At 72.7% G+C, this 23,531-nt stretch carries 21 protein-coding genes and 1 pseudogene; 11 read left to right on the plus strand and 11 right to left on the minus strand.

Annotated elements, in window-relative coordinates; genetic code table 11:
* The first annotated feature begins 5 nt into the window (after window positions 1-5).
* Window positions 6-1,388: a serine hydrolase domain-containing protein gene (locus ACRWND_RS21135; RefSeq protein WP_431951682.1), complete on the plus strand. Its 1,383-nt coding sequence runs from the start codon at window positions 6-8 to the stop codon at window positions 1,386-1,388.
* A gap of 13 nt (window positions 1,389-1,401) precedes the next feature.
* Here ACRWND_RS21135 and ACRWND_RS21140 read toward each other — a convergent pair whose 3' ends face one another.
* Together ACRWND_RS21140 and ACRWND_RS21145 are read right to left on the minus strand one after the other, a co-directional pair.
* Entirely contained in the window at window positions 1,402-1,539 is a 138-nt protein-coding gene (locus ACRWND_RS21140; RefSeq protein WP_431951684.1) for a hypothetical protein, read from the minus strand.
* A 20-nt stretch (window positions 1,540-1,559) separates the two neighbouring features.
* Window positions 1,560-1,847 (minus strand): transposase, encoded by a 288-nt coding sequence (locus tag ACRWND_RS21145; RefSeq protein WP_431951686.1) that lies wholly within the window; start codon window positions 1,845-1,847, stop codon window positions 1,560-1,562.
* Window positions 1,848-2,269: 422 nt separating this feature from the next.
* On the opposite strand from ACRWND_RS21145, the gene ACRWND_RS21150 reads away from it, so the two are divergent.
* On the plus strand, window positions 2,270-3,268 hold the full coding sequence (locus tag ACRWND_RS21150) for a hypothetical protein (RefSeq protein ID WP_431951688.1): 999 nt from the start codon (window positions 2,270-2,272) through the stop codon (window positions 3,266-3,268).
* Between the two features lie 258 nt (window positions 3,269-3,526).
* On the opposite strand, the pseudogene ACRWND_RS21155 reads toward ACRWND_RS21150, so the two are convergent.
* A pseudogene (locus ACRWND_RS21155) lies at window positions 3,527-4,208 on the minus strand (heme oxygenase (biliverdin-producing)).
* Between the two features lie 430 nt (window positions 4,209-4,638).
* Here ACRWND_RS21155 and ACRWND_RS21160 point away from each other — a divergent pair.
* The gene (locus tag ACRWND_RS21160; RefSeq protein WP_431951690.1) at window positions 4,639-5,385 is read left to right on the plus strand and encodes a bifunctional DNA primase/polymerase; all 747 of its coding nucleotides are present in this window, start codon (window positions 4,639-4,641) and stop codon (window positions 5,383-5,385) included.
* A 63-nt stretch (window positions 5,386-5,448) separates the two neighbouring features.
* On the opposite strand, the gene ACRWND_RS21165 is transcribed toward ACRWND_RS21160, so the two are convergent.
* The 5 genes from ACRWND_RS21165 to map all read right to left on the minus strand — a co-directional run bounded on the left by ACRWND_RS21165 (window position 5,449) and on the right by map (window position 10,689).
* Window positions 5,449-6,339 carry a hypothetical protein gene (locus ACRWND_RS21165; RefSeq protein ID WP_431951692.1) on the minus strand — a complete coding sequence of 297 codons (891 nt, stop codon included), beginning with the start codon at window positions 6,337-6,339 and terminating at the stop codon, window positions 5,449-5,451.
* On the minus strand, window positions 6,326-7,297 hold the full coding sequence (gene efeU / locus ACRWND_RS21170; RefSeq protein WP_431951720.1) for an iron uptake transporter permease EfeU: 972 nt from the start codon (window positions 7,295-7,297) through the stop codon (window positions 6,326-6,328). Before efeU ends, ACRWND_RS21165 begins: the two co-directional genes overlap by 14 nt.
* 15 nt (window positions 7,298-7,312) lie before the next feature.
* Window positions 7,313-8,563, minus strand: a complete 1,251-nt coding sequence (gene efeB, locus ACRWND_RS21175; RefSeq protein ID WP_431951694.1) for an iron uptake transporter deferrochelatase/peroxidase subunit — start codon at window positions 8,561-8,563, stop codon at window positions 7,313-7,315.
* 20 nt (window positions 8,564-8,583) lie between these two features.
* Window positions 8,584-9,720, minus strand: a complete 1,137-nt coding sequence (gene efeO, locus ACRWND_RS21180; protein ID WP_431951696.1) for an iron uptake system protein EfeO — start codon at window positions 9,718-9,720, stop codon at window positions 8,584-8,586.
* A gap of 120 nt (window positions 9,721-9,840) precedes the next feature.
* Window positions 9,841-10,689, minus strand: coding sequence for a type I methionyl aminopeptidase (map, locus tag ACRWND_RS21185; protein ID WP_431951698.1), 849 nt, complete (start codon window positions 10,687-10,689; stop codon window positions 9,841-9,843).
* Window positions 10,690-10,753: 64 nt separating this feature from the next.
* On the opposite strand from map, the gene ACRWND_RS21190 reads away from it, so the two are divergent.
* The 3 genes from ACRWND_RS21190 to ACRWND_RS21200 all read left to right on the plus strand — a co-directional run bounded on the left by ACRWND_RS21190 (window position 10,754) and on the right by ACRWND_RS21200 (window position 13,845).
* Window positions 10,754-10,987: a hypothetical protein gene (locus tag ACRWND_RS21190; protein ID WP_431951700.1), complete on the plus strand. Its 234-nt coding sequence runs from the start codon at window positions 10,754-10,756 to the stop codon at window positions 10,985-10,987.
* 32 nt (window positions 10,988-11,019) lie between these two features.
* Complete coding sequence (locus tag ACRWND_RS21195; RefSeq protein ID WP_431951702.1) at window positions 11,020-12,024, plus strand: CapA family protein; 1,005 nt, start codon at window positions 11,020-11,022, stop codon at window positions 12,022-12,024.
* A gap of 99 nt (window positions 12,025-12,123) precedes the next feature.
* Window positions 12,124-13,845, plus strand: a complete 1,722-nt coding sequence (locus ACRWND_RS21200) for a carbohydrate binding domain-containing protein (RefSeq protein WP_431951704.1) — start codon at window positions 12,124-12,126, stop codon at window positions 13,843-13,845.
* Window positions 13,846-13,870: 25 nt separating this feature from the next.
* Here ACRWND_RS21200 and ACRWND_RS21205 read toward each other — a convergent pair whose 3' ends face one another.
* Complete coding sequence (locus tag ACRWND_RS21205) at window positions 13,871-15,088, minus strand: MFS transporter (RefSeq protein ID WP_431951722.1); 1,218 nt, start codon at window positions 15,086-15,088, stop codon at window positions 13,871-13,873.
* Between the two features lie 285 nt (window positions 15,089-15,373).
* Entirely contained in the window at window positions 15,374-15,967 is a 594-nt protein-coding gene (locus tag ACRWND_RS21210) for a hypothetical protein (RefSeq protein WP_431951706.1), read from the minus strand.
* Window positions 15,968-16,559: 592 nt separating this feature from the next.
* Between ACRWND_RS21210 and npdG the strand changes: the two genes are divergently transcribed.
* Entirely contained in the window at window positions 16,560-17,276 is a 717-nt protein-coding gene (gene npdG, locus ACRWND_RS21215; RefSeq protein ID WP_431951708.1) for an NADPH-dependent F420 reductase, read from the plus strand.
* A 76-nt stretch (window positions 17,277-17,352) separates the two neighbouring features.
* Window positions 17,353-17,547, plus strand: coding sequence for a hypothetical protein (locus ACRWND_RS21220; RefSeq protein WP_431951724.1), 195 nt, complete (start codon window positions 17,353-17,355; stop codon window positions 17,545-17,547).
* Here ACRWND_RS21220 and ACRWND_RS21225 read toward each other — a convergent pair.
* A complete protein-coding gene (locus tag ACRWND_RS21225) occupies window positions 17,537-18,328 on the minus strand; it encodes a site-2 protease family protein (protein ID WP_431951710.1) in 792 nt (263 codons plus the stop codon). The genes ACRWND_RS21220 and ACRWND_RS21225 overlap by 11 nt on opposite strands.
* Before the next feature lie 270 nt (window positions 18,329-18,598).
* On the opposite strand from ACRWND_RS21225, the gene ACRWND_RS21230 reads away from it, so the two are divergent.
* The 3 genes from ACRWND_RS21230 (at window position 18,599) to ACRWND_RS21240 (ending at window position 23,502) form a co-directional block, all read left to right on the plus strand.
* Window positions 18,599-18,823 (plus strand): hypothetical protein, encoded by a 225-nt coding sequence (locus ACRWND_RS21230; RefSeq protein WP_431951712.1) that lies wholly within the window; start codon window positions 18,599-18,601, stop codon window positions 18,821-18,823.
* Window positions 18,824-18,943: 120 nt separating this feature from the next.
* Window positions 18,944-22,306, plus strand: coding sequence for an ATP-binding protein (locus ACRWND_RS21235; protein WP_431951714.1), 3,363 nt, complete (start codon window positions 18,944-18,946; stop codon window positions 22,304-22,306).
* A 128-nt stretch (window positions 22,307-22,434) separates the two neighbouring features.
* Window positions 22,435-23,502 carry a Ku protein gene (locus ACRWND_RS21240; RefSeq protein WP_431951716.1) on the plus strand — a complete coding sequence of 356 codons (1,068 nt, stop codon included), beginning with the start codon at window positions 22,435-22,437 and terminating at the stop codon, window positions 23,500-23,502.
* Window positions 23,503-23,531 lie beyond the last annotated feature (29 nt).

Below are 23,531 nucleotides of genomic sequence, written 5' to 3' on the forward strand. Positions count from 1 at the left end.
ATCGCATGCCGACACCGCAGACCGAGCCCGACGACGTCCTGCTGCCCGAGACCCGCCGAGCCCTGCTGCACCGCGTCGCGGTCGCCCAGTCCCGCAGCCGCACCCCCTCCCTCGTGGCGGCCGTCGTACGGGACGGCGTCGCCGTGTGGACCGGGGCGCGCTCCTGCGTGGACGGGCACGCCCCCGACGGCGACACCCAGTACCGGATCGGCTCCATCACCAAGACCTTTGTGGCCGTGTTGGTGATGCGGCTGCGCGACGCGGGGCGCCTCGGGCTGGACGACCCCGTCGAGAAGCACATCGGCGCCTCACCCGCCGACGGGGTCACCGTGCGCCACCTCCTCTCCCACACCGCGGGCCTCGCCGCGGAGACCCCGGGCCCCTGGTGGGAGCGCACGCCCGGCGGCCTGCGTCCCGAGACCGCCGACCTGCTCGGCGAGCGGCCGCGGCTGCACCCCGCCGGCGAACGGCACCACTACTCCAATCCCGGCTTCGCCCTGCTCGGCGCCCTCGTCGAGGCCCTCCACGACGGAGCGCCCTGGGACGAGGTGCTGAACGCCGAGGTCCTCGAACCCCTGGGGATGACCCGTACGACGCGCCGCCCGCGGGCCCCGCACGCCGGCGGCTGGGCCGTCCACCCGCACGCCGAGCTGATGATGGCGGAGGTCGTGCAGGAGACGGGTCTGATGTCCCCGGCGGGCGAACTGTGGTCGACCGCCGACGACTTGTGCCGTTGGGCCGCCTTCCTCGCCGCGGGCGACGAGCGCGTCCTGGCGCCCGCGACGCTGGAGGAGATGCGCCGGCCGGCCGCGCCGGGCGGCGACCAGGGCCTCGGTCTGCAGCTGATGCAGGCGCCGGGCGACCGGTTGCTGGTGGGTCACGGCGGATCCATGCCCGGTTTCGTGGCCGGGCTGTGGTGCGACGTCGCCGAGGGCCTCGGCGCGGTCGTCCTCGCCAACTCCACCACCGGCGCAGCGACCACCGCGATCGCCGCCGACCTGCTGCGCATCGTGGCCGAACGCGAGCCCCGCGTCCCCGAGCCCTGGCGGCCCGTCTCCGACCCCGACCCGGAACTGCTCGCCCTCACCGGGGCCTGGTACTGGGGCTCCGCCCCGCACGTACTGCGGCTGCGTGCGGGCCGCGACCTGGAGCTGACCGCCCTCTCGGGAACCGCCCGCGGCGCCCGCTTCCGCGCGGAGCAGGACGGCACCTGGACGGGCCTGGACGGCTACTACGACGGCGAGACCCTCCGCGTCGTGCGCACCCCCGACGGCGCCGTCAGCCACCTCGACCTGGGCTCCTTCGTCCTCACCCGCGCCCCCTACGACCCGGCGGCCCCCGTCCCCGGCGGGGTCGACCCCGCGGGCTGGACCTCCCCGCTCGGCTAGGTTGTCCTGCCGGTCACGTGACCACTCGCTGTCCGGGTCGTGAGGCGGACGTGAGGCTGGGGTCGGCGGTTGCCGGTCGGAGTATGCCGGTGGCGGTGGTGACCTGGTCGGCGGCGGCCTGCAGCAGGACGGTGAAGCTGATCCGCTCCATGGCCAGTCAGGGCCGGGTGGTCACCGCGTCGGCCGCGGCACGGATGAGCGCCTGGTAGGTCGCCAGGAGCGCGTAGGCCTCCTGGTCCAGGCCCGGGCCGCTGCGTGAGCGCAGGACCCACCATCGAGCATGGTCGCCTTGATCGAGAAGTAGGTGGTCTCCACCTGCCATCGGCGGTGGTAGCGCTCGACGAGTTCGCGGGCGGGGTAGCGCTCGTGGTCGAGCAGGCTGGTGACCAGCCTCCACGGCTCGCACCGGGTGGTGCCGTCGGCGAGGGTGACGGTGATCCATGCTTCGATCACGTGCATGGGCAGCGGCCGGTAGCCCGTTCCGCCCCGGTCTCCTCCAGTACCGCGTCCACCAGCGCGAAGTCCACGATCTGGGTCGGCTCGCCCAGATGCCCGGGGCGCGTGGACACCCGCGGCTGTCTCGATGGTGCCAGAGGTCCCGTTCCTCGTCAGCAGTGGCTTGGCGAACCGGCGGACAAACAAGTGCAACAGTGTTGTAGTATTTCGCCGTCATGACCGCCACTGCTGTGGGCGACGGACACCTGCCGGAAGGCCCATTGCGGTTTCGTGACCTGGAACGCACCTGTGACGGTCACATCTTCCCAGCGGATGCCGCCCCCGCCTCGGAGTGGTGGCGGGGGATTTCCTGTGGAAGTGCGTCCAGTGCGAGGTAAGTTGTGAAATTTGTGAACACTAGATTCTGGCGAGGGCGTCGGAGAAGCGTGATCATAGCGCTGATCGCGGCGTTCGCCATGACCCTTGCGGCGGGAACCGAGGCCTTTGCGAATGAGCCCGGAGAGAGCAATTCATGGGCCGGGGAAACGCAGAACAGGTCACCCATCCAATCACGCGACACCATGGCCGAGGCGAATGGGTACAGCGGTTTGGTGCAAATATGGCGCGGATGGGACAACAACATAGTCTGGCTCAGCGTCAACCATCTCAGGGCATTCAGTTTCTCGAACGCAGACGGCTCCGCGCCCTTGACGGGTGTCGCGCCTCGAGTGATCAACTCCAACGGCTGGTACTACGCGTTCTACACCTCCACGTCAGGGCGGATCTACTGGAGTCGTGCCCAGGACAATGGAACAGCTCCCTCAACCGGCATAGCCTGGTCGAACTGGCAGGTACTGGCCGGCCAGACAACGCATCAGTCCGTGTCGCTCGCTTCGGTGCCCTATGTGGGAATGATGATGGTGTACCGCGGCGCATCCGATCAGCGGATGTGGTCCAGTTGGCTCCCCATCAACTCGGTCAACTGGAACAACGCCCGTCAATTGGAAGCCCAAGAGGACTATGACGGTTTGTCCTATCAGAGCATATGGGCGCCGACCGTGACATACAACGAGGTCAACAATTACCTTTACGTTGCTTACGCGGAACCCAACGGTGAAGTCCAGCTGCTGCGCCAGCCGATTGGGCACAGTGACTGGTTCTACGCTGACAGCCTCGACGGCGACGCGGACGCGTCCCCAGTGGTCGCGGCGACCAGTACGGGAAATATGCTCGTGGCCGCCAGAGCAGCCGACAACAGCATCTGGATGAATCGGCTGGAGCGCAACGGCATCGCGTTCCATTCCACGGGCTGGCAGCAGGAAAGCCAGCACTGGCATTCCCTGGTTGCGCCCTTCCTCTCGGTCGCGGGTGCCGTCGCAATCATGCTCCTCACGGGGGAGAACGACGGTGCGGTGTGGTGGAAGCAGGCCTACAACGGAAGCTGACCGGACGGCCTCCGTTGTGCTTCGCTTACCGGTCGGAGGCCTTTGAGGTCTGAAGGGGCCCCGACGATGATGCGCTGCACCACATCATTGTCGGGGCCGTCTAAGCGATATACCGGGGCTTGATCCGGCGCACGTGGGGCCGACCCGACAGCCCGAGTGTCTCGACCACGATGCGCGGCGCAGTAAGCCGCCGAGCCACGCCGCGGAATCGGGCGGCCGAGCCACGTCAGGCCGACACGTCGTCAGGCGGACAGGGCGTCAGGCGGACAGGGCGTCAGGTCGGGGGAACTCGCGGCCGAGCGCGGCGAAGACGGCCGCGTTGTGGGCGAAGGCGCGCCGGCACTCCTCGACGACACGCTGCTTCTCGGACTCGTCGACCGGGAGGGCGTCCAGCAGGCGCCGGTACTCGCGCTTGAACGCCGCCGGGTCGCCGATCGCCTCGAAGACGTAGAAGCGCACACCGTCGCCCTTGCGGGCGAAGCCCCAGGTCCGTTCCGCGACGCTGCGGACGACCTGGCCGCCGGAGAGGTCGCCGAGGTAGCGGGTGTAGTGGTGGGCTACGTAGCCCGCCGGCCACGCGCGGGCGGTCTCGGTGATGCGGGCCGCGTAGGCGAGGGTCTCGGGCAGGGCGACGGCGTCCGCGCCAGCCGGGGGCGAGCAGGTGGTCGAGGTCGCGTTCCAGGGCGCGGACGCGCATCAGCTCGGGCCGCAGGAAGGGCGCGGCCACCCGGTCGCCGGACAGTCGCACGGCGGCGTCCTCCAGCGCCCGGTAGACGAACCAGAGCTGCTCGGTGTAGCGCGCGTACGCCGCAACCGGCAGGCGGCCGCCGAGCAGGTCGCCGATGAACGCCGAGGTCTCCGCCTCGGTGTGCCGGTCGTGGCTGGCGGCGCGGAGGACGGCCGAGAACGGCGCGGTCGCGGAGGCGCGGGCTGACCTCAAGGGAATCCTCCTGCGTCGGGCGGCAGGAACGTCGGGACGAAGGCGGTCGGAGTCGACGGCTTGCCGACGAGGTGTCGGGAAAGCCAGGCTAACGCCGGTGCCCGCCGGGCGCGGGAAGTGCTTCGGCTCACGGGTGACGGTGCTCACGGCCCTCCGGCGCCCGTCCGGCGCTCGCCGCCACCGCCGCCAGCAGCGGCGACGATGAATATCGTCCTGTCTGGCAGCTTGGATACCCTATGGCACTTTAGTCGCGTTGGTCCCTTTATGTGTTGTGCGGCAAAGGTAAAGGATTCCCCACCAGGGGGACCCCGCGTGCCACCGGGACGTGAACGAGGCGCAGGATGGTTTCCGCCATCCGTGGATTCCGCCAACGCCCTTTGTCTCGTTACGTAGGGTGGGGCCAGGCTGCACGGGCGAGGAAAGGGGCTCGATGGTCACCAAAGGCAGGTTGTCCGGCTGGCTGCGCCGCAGAGCGGGGGAGCGAGGCGCCGGAGTGGACGGGGCCGCGGTCCGCGCGGCCGCCGGCGGCCGGAACGGGGACGATCTGCGCCGGGACGAGCTCCTGCAGGAAGCCGCGGGCGCGGGCCTGCCGCTGGCGCCGGCCGCCCATCCCTCGCCCGTCTCCGGTTACCGCTGCTCCTGCGACCGGATCGGCTGCCCCACCCCGGGCACCCACCCTGTCTCCTTCGCCTGGCAGACCCAGGCCACCACCGACCCCGAGCAGGTCAGGCGCTGGCTGCGCACGCACCCGCTGGCCAACTTCATCACCGCGACCGGCATCGCCCACGATGTCCTGGACGTACCCGCCGAGGCGGGCCGGATCGCGTTGCAGCGGCTGGCCTCCGAGGGCCACGCGGTCGGGCCCGTCGCGGTCTCCGACGAGCGGATGCTGTTCTTCACCGCCACCCGCGCCACGGCCGACGAGGACGAGTGGTGGCCCTGCGAGCTGGACTGCCATCCCGAGACCCTCGACGAGCACCCGGGCCTGCGCTGGCACTGCCGGGCCAGCTATGTGCTGCTGCCGCCCTCGCGGCTGCCCTCGGGCGGCATCGTCGCGTGGGTCGCCGGCCACGGCCCGGACCGGGCGCTGCCCGACCCGCTGCCGCTGCTCGGGGTGCTGACCGACGCCTGCGCCCAGGTCGAGCCGGAACCCGAGACGGCCGGCTGGCTGCACTGACGCCCGGCCCGGGCGGCACCGGCCGGCGCCGCCCTGTACCCGGGGGCACGACGCGCCGCCCCGTCACTCTCCGCGTGCGGCGACCAGACCGATGGTGCGGGCCAGGAAGACGACCCGGCCGTCGCCGTCCTTCTCCGGCGGGACGAGCACGGCCTGGCGGGCGACCCGGCCCAAGGTGACCGACGACTGCATGGTGCCGGTCATCAGGGCCCTGGTGTAGGCGTCGATCTGCGGCGCGACGCCGGCCCGCAGCATGGTGATCTTCGCGGTGTGGTGCGTGACGAAGAAGACCAGCGCGCCGCCGCCCTTGGTGCGCAGTCCCAGTGGGGCGAAGTCGCCCTCCGTGGCGGGTTGGTCGGCGAACTGGGTGGCCGACTGGGCGGTACGGGCGCTCTTCGCCCGGCCTGCGACCAGCTCCGAGGTCGACGCCCCGGGAGCGAACACGGAGGTGTCCTTCGCGTCGCCCTTGGCCAGGTAGTCGGTGTAGGCGCGGCCCAGCCCGGCGGGATCCACCGCCAGCCCCGAGTCCTCGGCCGCCACCGGCTCCACGTACCCCTGCGCGTCACGGGTGAACTCCGGAACGGCGGAGGCCCGGACGGCGGCGACGTACGAGACCTGCCACGCCTCGCGTGCTCCGCCCCGTTCGAAGACCATCAGCCAGCGGTTCGTACCGGGGCCCGACCCGCCCGTCCGCGGCGCGACATCGGCCACGAACCACTTGGGCCAGCCCACCTGGCGGGGTATCAGAAAGCGTGGGTCGTTCAGGCTCAGCGGCTTGAAGTCGCGGTTGCCGCCCGGCTCGACGGCATGGCGGGCTCGCAGCCCGGCCACGTCGACGGCGGCGAGGGGGCCGGACTCGACGGTGGCGATCAGCCTCGCGTCGAAGCCCTTGTTCGCCTTGTTGTTGACCTCGGTGAAGCGGTCCAGCGCCTCGGCGGCCTCAGCCTTCGTCACCGAGGGGATGAGCGCCCGCTCCCCGTGCACCGTCACGCACCCGGTCAGCGGTGCCGCCGTCAGCGTCAACAGGACGAGCGCTGGCAGGAATCGCGACCTGCGGGTCATCGGACGTCGGCTCCTTCGGGGCTGCGGCGGACGGCTTCACGGCCGGCGCGGTAACCCTACCGGGGCGGAGGAACAGGCACATCGTGGGCGCGAGATACAGCGCCCAGACCGTGACCTGCAGCCAGGTCGGGTCCGGCTGGAAGTTGAACACGCCCTTCAGCAGCGTCCCGTACCAGGAGTCGGCCGGCACCGTGCCGCTGACGTCGAAGGCCGTCGCCTGCAGCCCCGGCAGCCAGGAGGCCTCCTGCAGGTCGTGGAAGCCGTAGCCGAGCACGCCCGCCGCCACGACGACCAGCATGGCGCCGGTCCAGGTGAAGAACCTGCCGAGGTTGATGTGCAGCGCGCCCCGGTAGAAGAGCCAGCCCAGCACCACCGCGGTCAGCAGCCCGAGCACGGCGCCGGCCAGCGGGCGCACACCGTCGTCGGTGGCCTGTACCGCCGTCCAGACGAACAGCGAGGTCTCCAGCCCCTCTCGCCCCACGGCGAGGAAGGAGGTGACGACCAGCGCTCCGGTGCCCATGGCGATGGCCGCGTCCAGCTTCCCGTGGAGCTCGGCCTTCAGATGGCGGGCGGTGCGCCGCATCCAGAAGACCATCCACGTCACCAGGCCGACCGCGACGATCGACAGCGAACCGCCCAGCGCCTCCTGCGCCTGGAAGGTGAGCGTGGAGGAGCCGAACTGCAGGGCGGCGCCGAAGGCCATGCTCACCAGGACGGCGGCGCCCACGCCCAGCCAGACCGGCGGCAGTTTCTCCCTGCGGCCGGTCTTCACCAGGTACGCGACCAGGATGCAGACGACCAGGCTGGCCTCCAGGCCCTCCCGGAGCCCGATCAGGTAGTTGGCGAACACCGCGGTCATCTCCCTTCAGTTGGTCTGGAAGAGCGCGCGGCCCCACCAGTCGTCCTCGTCGCGGACGCCCGGCGGCACGGCGTAGACGGCCGAACCCACGTGCTGGATGTACTCGTTGAGCGAGTCGTGCTTCGCCAGCCGCATCTGCAGCGGCACGAAGCCGTCCCGGACGTCGCGCTGGTAGGCGATGAAGAACAGCCCGGCGTCCAGGCGGCCCAGGCCGTCGGTGCCGTCGGTGAAGGAGTAGCCGCGGCGCAGGATCGTCACCCCGCTGTTGTCCGGGTGGGCCAGGCGGACGTGCGCGTCCGGGAGCATCGCCGAGAAGTCCGGTGCGTCGTGCTCGCGCTGCCTGCCGATCGGGGCGCCCTCGCCCTTCGTCCGCCCGAAGACCTCCTCCTGCTCCCGCAGAGAGGTGCGGTCCCAGGTCTCGATGTGCATCCGGATGCGGCGGGCGACCAGGTACGAGCCGCCGGCCATCCACGCCGGGCCGTCCTTCGGGGACACCCACACGTGCTTGTCCTGCGTGGCGCGGTCGGAGCCCGCGACGTTGTTCGTGCCGTCCTTGAAGCCCATCAGGTTGCGCGGCGTCTGCTCCTCGGGCGTGGTCGAGGAGGTCTTGCCGAAGCCGAGTTGCGACCAGCGGATCGCGACCTTGCCGAAGCCGATCCGGGCCAGGTTGCGGATCGCGTGCACCGCCACCTGCGGGTCGTCGGCGCAGGCCTGGATGCACAGGTCGCCGCCGCTGCGGTTCGGGTCGAGGGCGTCGCCGGGGAACTTGGGCAGCTCCACCAGCGCCTCGGGGCGGCGCGCCTTGAGCCCGAAGCGGTCGGCGCCGTCCTTCGCGGCGAACAGGGAGGGGCCGAAGCCGATGGTGAGGGTGAGCCGGGCGGCCGGCAGGCCCAGGGCCTCACCGGTGTCGTCCGGAGGGGCCTCGGCGAGGCCGCCGACCGCGCCCTCGCCCACAGGCCGGCCCTGCGTCATCTTGCGGGCGGCGTCGGTCCACTCCTTGAGGAGCTCGACCAGCTCCTCGCGGTCCTCGGTGGTGACGTCGAAGGACGCGAAGTGGAGCCGGTCCTGCACCGGGGTCGTGATGCCGGCCTGGTTCTCCCCGTGGAAGGCGATGGCGCTGCCCGCGGCGCCCGCGAGGCGCGCGTCGCCCCCGGAGCGGACCGCCGCCACGGCGCCGCCGGCGGCGGCCGCGGCGACGACGCCGGCACCGGTCCACCCGAGCACCCTGCGACGCGAGGTGACGGTCTCTTCGGCCATGGTCCCGCTGCTCCCCCCGGTCACTTCGCGACGGCCGCGGCGAGCTTCGACAGCGGCTCGGCGAGCGCGTTGACCGCGTCCGAGAGCTTCTTGCGCTGGTCCTTGCCGACCGTGTCGTAGGAGACGAACTCCGCCTGGCTGCCGCTCTTGCGGTAGGTGTCGAGCAGCGCCGTCAGAGCCGGGAACTGCTTGTCCAGCTCGGCGGTGAGCGCCGGGTCGTTCTCGGCGGCGACCGGCTTCAGCAGCTCGTACGCCTTCAGGGCGCCTTCGACGTTGGCCTGGAAGTCGGACAGGTCAGTGTGGGAGTAGCGGTCCTCCTCACCGGTGATCTTGCCGGTGGCGACCTCGTCCAGCAGCTCCTTGGCGCCGTTGGCCATGCTGGTGGCGGTGATGTCGGCCGTGCCGACCCGGGTCTGCCAGTCCTTCAGGTCGGAGACCAGCTGGTCGGCGAGGGCGCCCTCCTCGGGCCCCGCCTTCTTCTCCTGCCACAGGGACTTCTCCAGCCGGTGCCAGCCGGTCCACTTCTGGCCGTCCTCCAGGCCGTCCTCGCGGGTGTCGGTCAGCGGGTCGATGTCGCCGAAGGACTCCGCCACCGGCTCGGTGCGCTCCCAGCCGACCCGGGAGGGTGCGAAGAGCGACTGGGCCTTCGCCACGTCGCCGGCCTTGACCGCGTCGGCGAACCGCTGGACCACGGGGATGGTCTGGTCGGCCTGCTCCTGGACGTACCGGCGGTAGGAGGCCACCGCGGCGTCCAGGCGCGGGTCGCTCTTGGCGGCGCCCTTGCCGGTGACGGTGATCTTCTGGCGGATGCCGTCGCCCTTCATACCGGGCTTGCAGGCGATCTGGTACGTCCCGGGCTTGATCTCGGCGGTGACGGTGACCTTGGTGCCGGGGCCGATGTTCTCCCGCTCGGTCACGATCCGGTCGCTGGGGGTGTAGACGTACACCTCGGTGACCTTGGAGCCCTCGTTCTCGACAGCCAGCCGCACGTGCCCGGCCGGGAAGCTGGCCGGGGAGACCTTGCACGCGGTGTCCGAGGCGACCACCTTGATCGCGTCGGAGGCCTCGCCCTCCGCCTTCTGCGCGCACCCCGTGACGGCGGTGACGGCGACCACGATGCCGGCGGCGGCTACGGCGGACATGCGGGAGGCGGACATGCGGTCTCCAGGCGGCTCAGGGAAAGCTTAGGCAAGCCTTTCCTTCGAAAGGCTTGCCTAACCTATCCGAGGCGCCCGGCGCCTTCTTCTGTTTTTCGTAAAGACCGATTAATGAAAAGGTCAAGGCGCGGTCAGGACCTCCGCGCCGGTGTCCGTCACCACCAGCGTGTGCTCGAACTGCGCCGTTCGCTTGCGGTCCTTCGTGACGACCGTCCAGCCGTCGTCCCAGATCTCGTACTCGTGGGTGCCCAGGGTCAGCATCGGCTCGATGGTGAAGGTCATCCCCGGCCGCATCACCGTGGTGGCGCGGGGGTCGTCGTAGTGGGGGATGATCAGGCCGGAGTGGAAGGCGGTGTTGATCCCGTGGCCCGTGAAGTCGCGCACGACGCCGTAACCGAACCGCTTGGCGTAGGACTCGATGACCCGGCCGATCACGTTGATCTGCCGTCCGGGCTTGACCGCCTTGATGGCGCGACTCAGGGATTCCCGGGTGCGTTCCACCAACAGCCTTGATTCCTCGGCGACTTCACCGACGAGATAGGTGGCGTTGGTGTCTCCGTGCACCCCGTGGATATAGGCGGTCACGTCGAGGTTGACGATGTCGCCGTCGCGGAGCTCGGTGGAGTCGGGGATGCCGTGGCAGATGACTTCGTTGATGGAGGAGCACAGCGACTTGGGGAAGCCCCGGTACCCGAGGTCCGAGGGGTAGGCCCGGTGGTCGCACATGTACTCGTGCGCGATGCGGTCGAGTTCGTCGGTCGTGACCCCGGGGGCGATCGCCTTCGCCGCCTCCTCCATGGCCCGTGCGGCGATCCGCGAGGCGATCCGCATCTTCTCGATCGTCTCCGTGGACTGCACCTCGGGGCCGTCGTACGGCCGCGGCGCCGGCCGGCCCACGTACTCGGGACGCGGGATCGAGGCGGGTACGGGACGGGTGGGGGAGAGCTTGCCGGGAACCAGGACAGACATGTCAGCGAGTGTATCGGCGGCCGGTCGGGCAGCATGGCGGCAGGACGTCGTACGAGGAGGGACGATGGCGCTGTTCAGGAGAGTCCGCAAACCCGCGGGGAAGCCCGGCGAGTGGTTCTACTGCATCGAGCACCACAAGGTCGAGGAGGGGCCCGAGTGCCCCGCCAAGGACCGCATGGGGCCGTACCCGAGCCGCGTGGACGCGGAGCGGGCCATGCAGACGGCCGCCGAGCGGAACCTTCAATGGGAGAACGACCCGCGGTGGAAGGACCGGGTGCAGGACGACGGGGAGGACTGACCCGCCCCGGAGGCCGGGTGCACGATGGAAGGGTGAAGCTCGGTCTGGCCGGCGACACCATGCTCGGCCGCTCGGTCGCCGCGCGGCTGGCCGAGGCCCCTGCGGAGGCGCTGTTCTCCGACGAGGTCGTGGCCGTCGCGCGGGAGGCGGACCTTTTCGTGCTCAATCTGGAGTGCGCGATCTCCGACCGCGGGCAACCCTGGCCCGACCCGTTGAAGCCCTTCTTCTTCCGCGCCCCTCCGGTCGCCGTGCGCGCCCTGACGCACCTGGGCGTGAGCTGCGTCAACCTGGCCAACAACCACGCCCTGGACTACGGCCGGACGGCGTTGCTGGACACCCTCGACCACCTTGCCGGCGCCGGGATAGCCGCCGTGGGCGCCGGACCGGACGAGAGCGCGGCGCGCGCCCCGGCACTGCTCGGCCACACGGGAGGCGCGGCTGGTTCCCCGGCCCTCGGCGTGCTCGGCTTCACCGACCACCCCCCGGAGTACGCCGCGGGCCCCGACCGCCCCGGGGTCGCCTACGCCGATCTGGCCGGCGGCGTGCCGCGCCGGCTCACCGACGCCGTCGCGAGCCTGCGCGAGCGGACCCCGGCGGTGCTGGTCACCCCGCACTGGGGGCCCAACATGACCACCGGCCCCTCCCGCGGCGTCCGGGACGCGGCGGCGGCGCTGCGCGCGGCCGGCGCCACCCTCGTGGCGGGCACCTCCGCGCACGTCTTCCACGGCGTGGCGGACGGAGTGCTCTACGACCTCGGCGACTTCGTCGACGACTACGCGACCGACGCGCGGCTGCGCAACGACCGCGGGCTCCTCTTCCTCGTCACCCTCGACCTGGCCGGTGGGAGGGCCGTGCGGGTGGAGGGGGTGCCGATCGCCCTTGACTTCTGCCGTACGCGGCTGGCGGATCGAGTCGAACGGGCGTGGATCGCGCGGCGGTTCCGGCGGGCGTGTGCGGTGTTCGGGCAGCGGGTCGCGGAGGAGGGCGGGCGGTTGGTCGTGCGCTGGGACGGGACGGCGGCGGCCGAGGGCTCTTGACGGGGGCACGACAGTCCGCTTCAATCCGCGATGAAAGGTCCAGACCACCGGTCGGACGCTTCGCGCAGCGCAGCCCCCCGCCCCCCACAGGGAGGTCACGTGCTCTTCCGTCGTCATGTCCCCCGCACCCGAGCGCCCCGCACCCGAGCGCGCAGATCCCGCTTCCTCGCGGGTGTCACCGCCGCCTTCCTCGCCGCCGCGGGCAGCCTGATCGCCTTACCCGGCACCGCCCAGGCCGCCAACCTCCTGACCAACCCGGGCTTCGAGAGCGGCAGCCTCTCCGGCTGGTCCTGTTCCGGCGGATCGGTCGTCAGCAGCCCCGTCCACAGCGGCACCAGGGCACTCGCCGGCGCGGTCAGCAGCAGCGACACCGCCCAGTGCACCCAGACCGTCTCCGTGCAGCCGAACACCGCGTACACGCTCTCCGGCTGGGTGCGCGGCGCGTACGTCTACCTCGGCGTCACCGGCGGCCCGTCCACCTGGACCCCGTCCGCCGCCGCCTACACCCAGCTGACCGTCCCCTTCACCACCGGCGCGTCGCAGACCAGCGTCCAGATCTATGTCCACGGCTGGTACGCGCAAGGCGCCTACAACGCCGACGACATCAGCCTGGACGGTCCGGGCGGCGGAGGCGGCCCGGGCGGGGACACCCAGGCACCCAGCGCGCCCGGCGGCCTCACCTCCACCGGCAAGACCGCCTCCAGCGTCTCGCTGTCCTGGAACGCCGCCACCGACAACACCGGTGTGACCGGCTACGACGTCTACCGCGGCAGCACCTTGGCCACCACCGTGACCGGCACCTCCGCCACCGTCACCGGACTGGCCGCGAACACGTCGTACACCTTCACCGTCAGGGCCCGCGACGCCGCGGGCAACACCTCGGCAGCCTCCAACGCGGTGACTGTCACCACCAGCGCGGGCGGCGGCGGCGGGGGCACCGGCTTCAAGCAGGCCGCGCCCTATCTCTTCCTCGGCTGGGGCGACCCGCCGAGCCCGGCCACGGTGATGAACGCCACCGGCGTCAAGTGGTTCACGATGGCCTTCATCCTCTCCTCCGGCGGCTGCAACCCCGCCTGGGACGGCTCCCGTCCGCTGACCGGCGGCACCGACCAGTCGACCATCAACGCCATCCGGGCCGCCGGCGGCGACATCGTCCCGTCCATCGGCGGTTGGAGCGGCAACAAGCTCGGGCCCAACTGCTCCACGCCCGAGGCGCTCGCCGGCGCGTACCAGAAGGTGATCAACGCCTACGGCCTCAAGGCGATCGACGTCGACATCGAGAACACCGACGAGTTCGAGAACGCGGCCGTCCAGGACCGCATCCTGAACGCCCTGAAGATCGTCAAGCAGAACAACCCGGGCATCCGCACGATCGTCACCTTCGGCACCTCGAGGACCGGCCCGGACGACTCGGGCAACCGCCTCATCGAGCGGGCCGCGGCGCTCGGCGCGGACATCGACGTCTTCACGATCATGCCGTTCAACTTCGGCGGGGGCGCCGACATGTACGGCAACACCGTGAACGCCGCCGAAGGCCTCAAGGCCAAGCTGAAGTCCGCCTTCGGCTGGGACGACGCCACCGCCTACGCCCACCTCGGCATCTCCGGCATGAACGGGCTGAGCGACCAGCAGGAGAACACCACCCCGGCCATCTGGACCCAGATCCGGGACTGGGCCAACTCCCACCACATCGCCCGGCTCGCCTACTGGGCCGTCAACCGCGACCGCCCGTGCCCCGGCGGCGGCGTGACCAGCAACTGCTCCGGCATCAGCCAGAGCACCTGGCAGTTCACCTCGATCACCGCCGGCTTCACCGGCTGATCCGCGACCAGACCCTCCCCACGGGTCAGGCGGCGGGGGACGCCACGTCCTCCGCCGCCTCGCGCATGCGCAGGGCGTGCTCGTCGGTCCGGGCGTCGTACGCCATCAGCGTCGGCAGGCACGCGGCCAGTGCCCCGACCGCCGCCACACACGCCAGCCCGCCCGTCCACACCGAAGTGCGCAGACCCAGCAGCGCCGCCGAGCCGCCCGCCCGCACCTGGCCGACCTGCGGGCCGAGGGTGAAGGAGAGCAACTCGATGCCGGCCAGCCGCCCGCGCAGCGCGTCGGGGATCGTCTGGTTCCACATCGTGGCCCGGAAGACGCCGCTGACCATGTCGAACGCCCCCGCCAGCGCCAGGAAGGCCAGCACCGCCCACACGTTGCGGGACCAGCCGGCCGCCGCCATGCACAGCCCGAAGCCCGCCGCGGCCAGCACGATGGCCCGTCCGTGCCGGTGCACGCGCGACGACCAGCCGCCGGTGAGGCTCGTCAGCAGCGCACCGGCCGGCAGGGCCGCGTACATCAGGCCGAGCGACCAGGGCGCGCCCAACTCGTCCGCCAGGAAGGGGAAGACGGCGATCGGGAACGCCAGCCCGGTCGCGGCGAGGTCCACCGCGTAGGTGCCGAGCAGTTCCTTGCGGCTCCACGCGTAGCGCGCGCCCTCCGCGATCGAGTGCAGCGAGGGGCGCTTCGCGTCGTGCGCGGGCGGCGAGGGCCGCAGCCCGAGGCCGAGGACGACGGAGACGGCGAAGGTGAGCGCGTCGATGGCGTACGCCCACCGCAGTCCGGCGTACGCGATCAGCACGCCCGCCAGCGAGGGCGCGGCGATCGCGCCGATCTGCCAGCGCAGCGCGTTCAAGGAGGCCGCCGCGGTCAGGTGCTCGTGCGGGACGACGCGCGGCACGATCGCGTCCAGGGCCGGCCGCCGGAGTCCGCCCAGCGCGCTGGTCAGCGCGGCGACCACATACAGCGGCCAGATCACCGGCCGCGGCAGCAGGGCGTTGACGAGCAGCACGGCCGACAGCACCCCGAGCGCCGCCTCCGTCCACACGATGAGCTTGCGCCGGTCCAGGGCGTCCGCGAGCGCCCCGCCGTAGAGACCGCAGACGATCAGCGGCACCAGTTCGACGGCGCCGAGCGCGCCGACCGCGAGGGTGGAGCCGGTCAGCTCCTTGACCTGGACCGGCACGGCCACGAAGGTCAGGAAGCTGCCGAAGTTGGTGATCAGGCCGGCGCACCACATCAGGCGGAAGTCGCGCGAGGCCCGCCACGGTGCGAGGTCGGGAAGGAGTCTGGGCACGAGGCCGCATGCTCGGGGCGCGAAGCCGTCGGCGCAAACGGTTTTCCCCGGGCCCGGGTCCCGTGCCCTGAGAGCCCGCACGCCCGTCCGCAACTCGCCCGTCCGTCCACGCAGCTCAGCCCCGCAGCGCAGCGCCGGCCTCCCGCCGGTCCCCCCGCGCGCCCGTCCGCCCGCGCACCCGTCCCTCCGTGTGGCCGGGCGGTCCGGCGGCGACCGAGGACGGCTCCGCTACCAGCCGGCCTGAGGCGGCGACACCAACTGCTCGGCGAGCCGCGCGAGCCCGGGCAACCGGTCCCGCAGCCGCAGCCGGCGTCCGGCCGCCGCGCTGACCAGGTGCTGCAGCACGTCCATGCCGACCTCGGCGGGCTCCGGCGGCACGGTGAGCGCGTCGTGGGCCAGCCCGCGCAGCTCCGGGTCGCCCGCGTCCATCGCCAGCACCGTCGCGCCGGAGCGCCGGGCGTCGTCCACCCGCTCCAGCAGCCCGGCCTCGGCGCGCTGCGGCGTGACCACCAGCACCGTCTCGCCCCTGCGCGCCGCCTCGAGGCGGGCCGTACCGACCGCGAGGTGCGGGGGCGCGCCCGGCGGCACATGGTGCCGTACCAGCGTCGGCGACAGCTCCGGCAGCCCGCTCCAGGCGGCCTCCTCGTCAAGGTGGGCCGCCATGTGCCAGGGCTCGTACTCCCCGCTGCCGACGAGCAGCAACCCGCCCGCCGGTCCCCGGCGGACGGCACCGCGCAGCGATCCGGCGAAGGAGCGGGTCAGCTCCGGCCACCCGCTGCCGGCCAGCAGTTCGCGGACGACCTCCACCCGTGCGGCATCCATGCGCCCATCCTCGCCGACCGCGCTCCCGCCCCGCCCCGCTTCGGGTCTCGCTCACTCGAAGGGGGTCGGCTTTTGCCCGCGGTCGGGCGTGGGGCTCCGCTTCCCGCTCCTCCGCGACCCGCCGCCGCACGGCGGCCCGGCCGCGCCCGGGATCTGCGCCCGCGGTGCGCGGCGGGTGCCGCGGCGACCGCGGGTGGACGGGCGAGTCTCCACCCGCCCGTCATCCGCCGTGGCCGGGCCGCATCTGCGAGACGTCCGGGGGCCGCACGGCTCCGCCGCTCTCCGACGAGGCGGTCCGCGAGGTGTCCGCGGCCCCGGGACGGCGGGCAGACCACGCCCGGGGGCACCCTGCCCGCGGTCGGCGGCGCGGGGCGAGACGGATCGAGGCGAGGTGCGCCCGCTAGGGCCGTGGAGGCGTCACACCAGGCGGCGGCAGCGGCGAAGCCGCCGCGGCACGGGCTCCATCGGAGTGCGCGGCGCGCCTGCTGTGCGCCGCGGCGGTCACGCCGGACCTCGCGGGGGATGGGCCGTGCGGAACCGCTCACACCGGCCGGGCGGGCCGGGCGCCGCCCCCGCCTGGCAGGATCGCGGTATGACTGTTGACAGTGGCAATGAGACCCCCGCCCCGAAAGCCCCGGCGAAGGACCCCTGGCAGCTGCCCGACGTGTCGGGCCTCGTCGTCGGCGTCCTCGGTGGCACCGGCCCGCAGGGCCGGGGCCTGGCGTACCGGTTCGCCAAGGCCAGCCAGCGGGTGATCATCGGCTCGCGCGCGGCGGACCGCGCCCAGGCCACGGCCGACCGGCTCGGCCTCGGGGTGCAGGGCGCCGACAACGCGGAGACCGCCCGCCGCAGCGACGTCGTCATCGTCGCCGTCCCGTGGGAGGGCCACGGCGCGACCCTGGAGTCCCTGCGCGAGGAACTCGCCGGCAAGCTCGTGGTGGACTGCGTCAACCCGCTCGGCTTCGACAAGCAGGGCGCGTACGCCCTGAGGCCGGAGGAGGGCAGCGCCGCCCAGCAGGCCGCCGCGCTGCTGCCGGATTCCCGCGTCACCGCCGCCTTCCACCACCTGTCCGCGGTGACGCTCGAGGACCCGGAGATCGACTCCATCGACACCGACGTCCTCGTCCTCGGCGACAGCCGCGCCGACACCGACCTGGTCCAGGCGCTCGCCGCGCGCATCCCCGGCATCCGCGGCGTCTTCGCCGGGCGGCTGCGGAACGCGCACCAGGTGGAGGCGCTGGTCGCCAACCTGATCTCGGTCAACCGCCGCTACAAGGCCCACGCCGGTCTGCGGGTGACCGACGTATAGGGGCCGCGAGCCAGGGGCCGCGAGGGCATGGGGGACAATGGCCGGGTTCGTGACCGATCCGACAGGAGCCGCCCCCATGCCCCGCCTCGCCCTCTACGCGCTCGTCCTGTGCGCGCTCGCCGTGGCCGCCGCCGTCGTCTCCTTCGTGCAGGGCAGTTGGCTCGGTGTCTTCTGGCTCCTGATCGCGGGCCTCACCAGCAACATGTGCTGGTACTACGTGCGCAAGGCGAAGGCGGAGCGCGAGTCCGACCGGGAGCGCGTCACTGGCTGAGCGGGTCACCGTTCCAGAACTGGAAGTAGGCGTGGCCCAGGCCCGACAGCCCGTCCGGGATCCCGAAGGCCCCCGTCACGGAGTCGATGAAGCCGAAGAAGGCGGCATTGACCTCGGGGATCCACAGCACGCCGAAGACGGCCAGCAGCCCGAACTGCCCGAACGGCTCCAGCTGCCGCCGCGTCCGGTACGAGAGCCACGGCTCGATCACGCCGTAGCCGTCCAGGCCCGGCACCGGCAGCAGGTTCAGGATCGCCGCCGTGACCTGCAGCATCGCCAGGAACGCCAGCGCGGACGAGAAGGGCGCGTGGGCGAGGTCGAGGGGGACGACGCCGAAGGTGAAGGGCAGCATCAGGGCGATCGCGAACAGCACGTTGGTCAGCGGCCCCGCGGCCGAGATGAGGCTGTGCTTCCAGCGGCCGTCGATCCTGCCGCGCTCGATGAAAACGGCGCCGCCGGGCAGGCCGATGCCGCCCAGGATCACGAAGATCACCGGCAGCACGATGCTCAGCAGCGCGTGCGTGTACTTCAGCGGGTTCAGGGTCAGGTAGCCCTTGGCGCCGATCGAGATGTCGCCGCCGTGCAGGGCGGTGCGGGCGTGCGCGTACTCGTGCAGGCACAGGGAGACGACCCAGCCTGACACGACGAAGAGGAAGACGGCGAAGCCGGGGCTGTTGGAGAAGCCCGTCCACACCCCCCACCCCGAGACGGCCATGATCGCGACCAGGCCCAGGAAGATGGGACTGATCTGCCGTTCGCTGCGGGCGGCTGCGGTGGTCATCGGGTGGGCTCCTGCGGAGGCGGTGCGTCAACGGTCGTGGTGCTGGCCGCCCGATCATGCCATTCGGCTGCCGCCGGGCACACCCACGGCGGGGTAACGCTCCGCGAACGCCTGACGTTCCTCGCGAGCGCCCCCGCGTTGCGACCCGTCATCGGTCGGGCCGCGCCCGCTGCGCCGGAGGCGGCGGCGGGGGCACTGGGAAGCCACGGAGACGGGCCCGAGCCCGGGGCCCGGGGCGAACAGGGGATCCTGCGGGGGAAGAGGTTCGCCGTGCCGGCGGCGCTCTGCGTCGTGGCGCTCGGCACACTGACCGGATGCACCGTGCCGGCGGCGGCGGGGGTCACCGGCATCGCCGTGAGCGAGGACGGCACGCCCTCGCGGGTGATGCCGGTCTGCCACGACCGCATCGACGGGGCCACGCTCTACGCCCCCGACGACGGAGACGCCACCGAGCCGTTGGCACAGTTCCGCGCGGACGCCTGCAGGGGCGTATGACCGGTTCCGCGCCCGCTGCGCCGGAGTGGCCCGGTGCGGCCGCCCGCCTGCGAACGGCGCGGGCGGCGAGCTCTGACAACCCGGGGGCGGCGCTGAAGGCGCCTCGGACAGAATGGGGGCGTGCGCTACGGCATTCTCGGGACGACCCAGGCCCATCACGACGACGGCACCGTCGTGCCTCTGGCCGGCCCGCGGCTGAGGGCGCTGCTCGCCGCGCTGGCGCTGCGCCCGGGCCGGGTGCGGACCACCGAGGCGCTGATCGGCGAGGTGTGGGCGGACGAACCGCCCGCCGACGCCACCGGCGCGCTGCAGGCGCTGGTCGCCCGGTTGCGGCGGGCGGTCGGGCATGAGGCGGTCGGCTCGGCGGACGGCGGCTACCGCCTGGTCGTGGCGCCGGACGCCGTGGACCTGTACCGCTTCGAGCGGCTGGTGGACGACGGCGGCCGGACGCTCGCCGACGGCGACGCCGCCAAGGCCGCCGAGGCCCTGGACTCCGGGCTCGCGCTGTGGCGCGGCCCGGTGCTGGCCGACCTCCCGGACCGCGCGTCCGTCGCGCCCCGCTACGACGCGCTGCGGCTGGACGCCGAGCGGCTGCTGATCACCGCTCAGGTGGCGCTCGGCCGCGCGGAGCAGGCGCTGCCGCGGGCTGTGGAGCTGGCCGCGGCCCATCCGCTGAACGAGGCGGTGCAGGTGCTGCGGCTGCGTGCGCTGCGCGAGGCGGGCCGGGGCGCCGACGCGCTGGCGGCGTACGAGGAGGTCCGGCGCGAGCTCGCGGAGACGCTGGGCGCCGACCCCGGCCCCGAACTGCGCTCTCTCCATGCCGAGTTGCTGCGCCCCTCCGCCGATGCCCCAGAGCCGGCCCCGGCGCCCGCACCGGCACCCGTACCGGCCCCGGCGCCCGCCGCCGCGCCGCGGCGCGGCAACGCGCGGGCCCGGCTGACCAGCTTCGTCGGCCGTGAGACGGACCTGTCCGCGATCGCCGCGGATCTGGCGGCCGCGCGGCTGGTCACCGTCACCGGCCCCGGCGGCACCGGCAAGACCCGCCTGGCGCAGGAGGCCGGCGACCTGGTCGCCGGGCGGTGGCCGGACGGGGTCTGGTTCGCGGAGCTGGCGCCCGTGGAGGACCCGCGCACCGTGGCCGTCGCCGTGGTGAACGCGCTGGGTCTGCGCGAGACGCTGCTGCACCCGGCCTCGGCGACCGAGGCGGCGCTGACCGCCGAGGCGAAGGCCGCGGCGAAGGACCCGCTGCTGCAGCTCACGGAGTACTGCGCGGACCGCCGCATGCTGCTCGTCCTGGACAACTGCGAGCATGTGATCGGCGCCGCCGCCGAGCTCGCGGAACGGCTGCTCGTGCACTGCCCCGGCGTGGCGGTGCTGGCCACCAGCCGCGAGCCGCTCGGGGTGCCCGGCGAGCTGATCCGTCCCCTGGACCCGCTGCCGCGCACCCCGGCCCTGCGTCTGCTCGCCGACCGCGGCGCGTCGGCCCGGCCGGGATTCACCCCGGAGGAGGACCCGGAGGCCTGCGCGGAGCTGTGCCGCAGGCTCGACGGACTGCCGCTCGCCATCGAACTGGCCGCGGCCCGCCTGCGGATGATGACGCCTCGCCAGCTCGCGGACCGGCTCGACGACCGCTTCCGCATCCTCACCGCGGGCAGCCGCACGGTGCTGCCCCGCCAGCAGACGCTGCGCGCGGTCGTCGACTGGAGCTGGGGCCTGCTCAGCGAGGCCGAGCGGATCGTGCTGCGCCGCTTCGCCGTCTTCGCCGGCGGCTGGGACCTCGCCGCCGCCGAGGCGGTGTGCGGCGGGGACGGCGACGCCGTGGACGCCCGCGACGTCGCCTCCGTCCTGGCCTCGCTCGTCGACAAGTCGCTGGTCGTCGCCGACCTCACCGAGGACGGCGCCCGCTACCGCATGCTGGAGACCATCGGCGAGTACGCCGCCGAACGCCTCGACGAGGCAGGCGAGCGCGCCGCCGTGGGGCGCCGCCACACCGCGTACTTCCGCGAGTACGTCCGCACCGCCGACCCCGAGCTGCGCGGGCCGCGCCAACTGCGGTGGCTGGAGCGGCTGGAGCGCGAGCACGACAACCTGCGGGCGGCGATCCGCCGGGCGGTGGACACCGGGGACGAGCAGGAGGCGCTCTGCCTGGTGCTGTCCTGCGGCTGGTTCTGGGAGATGCGCGACTACCGCAGTGAGATGGCCCACTGGCCCGCGGTGGTGGCCGGGATGAGCCCGGTGGACGCCTTCGCCGAACCGCTGCGGCTGCCGCCGCTGGACCGCGGGCCGCTGGACGACCCGCTGCCGATGAGCCCGCAGCAGCTCACCGAGGCGCGGCGCTGGGTGCGCACCGCCGAGCTGTTCGCGTACATGGGCGAGCGCGACGTGTGGAACGACCCGGAGCTGGTTCCGCTGGGCGAGGCGATCATCGAGGCCTATCCGCCGGAGCTGCCGCAGTCCAGCCTCAGGCCTGGCCTCTTCCGCATGCTCGGCGCCATGCTGACCGGGCGCTTCGACCTCATGTCCGAGCTCGTCGACGACACGGTCGACAGCTGCCGACGGCACGGCCGCGTGTGGGAGCTGGCGTTCGCGCTGCAGTTCCGCGCCAAGGTGATGAACGACGTGGCCGACCGGCTCGAGGCCTCCATGGAGGACATCCGCGAGGCCCGCGAGCTGTTCGGCAGGGTCGGCGACGACTGGGGCATGGCCGAGGCGCTGGCGGCGGAGGCGGAGGCGACCGCCAACGCGGGCGACTGGGACCGTGCCGCGGCGAGCTGCCGCGAGGCCATCGCCCTCGCCCGCACCCTCGGCGCCCACCAGCATGTGCCCATCATGAAGGTCCGCCTGGGCGACGCCCTCGCCAACGGCGGCGACCTCGTGGAGGGCGAGCGGCTGATCCGCGAGGGGGTGGCGGAGTCCGGGGCCTTCCGGCCTGCGGGCGACGACGCCGGGTACTACGGCAAGGTGCTGCTGATCGCCCTGCTGGCCCGGCGCGGGGATCTGGACGAGGCCTTCGAGCTGCTGGACGCCATGCAGGCCGACCCGCCGCGCGGGATGCCCTCGTTCATCGTCAGGCTGCTCTCCGCGATCCGCGGCTGGCTCACCGGCATGGCCGGCGATCCGTACGGCGGGCTGCGCCACCTCGTCGAGGCCGTCGCCTCCCTGGAGGGAGACCCGCTCACCCCGGTCATCGGGCCGCGCGTGGGGGTGCTGCTCTTCACGCCGGGCGTCGCGCTCTTCACCGGTGTCGCCGGGCTGCGAAGCGGCGACGACGTCCGCGCTCCGGCGCGCCGCGCCGCGGTGCTCATGGGCGCGCACGACGCGCTGCGGCAGACCGCCACCACCCCGTGGGAGCGCACGAGCCTGGAGGAGGACGCGGTACGGCTGCGCGGCCATTTGGGAGAGGAGGAGTTCGCCGCCGCCTACCGCGAGGGCGCGGCGCTGGCCTTCCCCGAGGCGGCCGAGCTGCTGCGCGAGCCCGTCTGACGCCCGGCCCCGGGCTCGCCCGGGGCCGCCGCCGACTCTCCGAGCACTTCGTTCGGCGTCGCCGAGATGCGATCACGGCCCGGCAGGGGTCCGATGGAGCTGGAGAGATCAAGAAAGGCGGATCACCCATGGCTCGCGCAGTCTGGAGCGGCGTACTGACCTTCGGCCTGGTGTCCGTGCCGGTGCAGCTCTTCACCGCGACCGAGAGCCATACGATCCGCTTCAACCAGATCCAGCGCGGGACCTCCGACCGCGTGCGCAACAAGCGGGTGAACGAGCGCACCGGCGAGGAGGTCCCCCTCGAGGAGATCGTCAAGGGCTTCGACATGGGGGACGAGTACGTGGTGGTCGAGCCCGAGGAGCTCGACGAGATCGCCCCTGGACGTTCCAAGGCCCTGGACATCACGGGCTTCGTCGACCTCGAGAAGGTCGACCCCATCTACTTCGACAGGAGCTACTACCTGGCGCCGCGCGGCCAGGAGTACGCCAAGGTCTACACCCTCCTGCACCAGGCGCTGGCCCGGTCCGGCAAGGTGGGGGTCGCCACCGTCGTCATGCGCAACCGCGAGTACCTCGTCGCCGTGAAGGCGGAGGAGGACGTCCTGGCGCTGCACACCCTGCACTGGGCCGACGAGGTCCGCGACCCGCGGCGCGAGGTCGGGAGCATCCCGGAGGCGCAGGACGTCGCCGACCGCGAGCTGCAGACGGCCGTGCAACTGGTCGACGCGCTGAGCATCGACTGGGACCCGCACGCCTACCACGACACGTACCAGGAGAAGGTCCGGGAACTGGTCGAGGCCAAGCGCTCCGGTGCGGTGGTGGAGAAGGGCGAGGCGCCGCCGTCGTCCACCAACGTCATCGACCTGATGGCGGCGCTGCAGGCCAGCGTGGACCGGGCCAAGTCCGCCAAGGGCGGGGCCGCGGAGGAGAAGAAGGCCGAGTCCGACGGTGGGCGGCCGCCCACCCAGTTGCGGAAGGCCGCCGAGAAGCGGCAGGCGACCCCTCAGGGCGGGAAGACGGAGAAGAGGACGGCGAAGGCCTCGAAGCTGGAGAGCCTGAGCAAGGCCGAACTCTACAAGCGGGCCTCGGAGGCCGACGTCCCCGGCCGGTCGACGATGACCCGGGAGGAACTGATCAAGGCCCTCTCGAAGGCCGGCACCGGCACCCGAGGACGGCGCAGGACCCGCGCCTCCTGACAGGCCCGGCCCCAGGCCCCCGGCCTTAA

Source organism: Actinacidiphila sp. bgisy167, assembly GCF_965342175.1.
Taxonomy (GTDB): Bacteria; Actinomycetota; Actinomycetes; order Streptomycetales; family Streptomycetaceae; genus Actinacidiphila.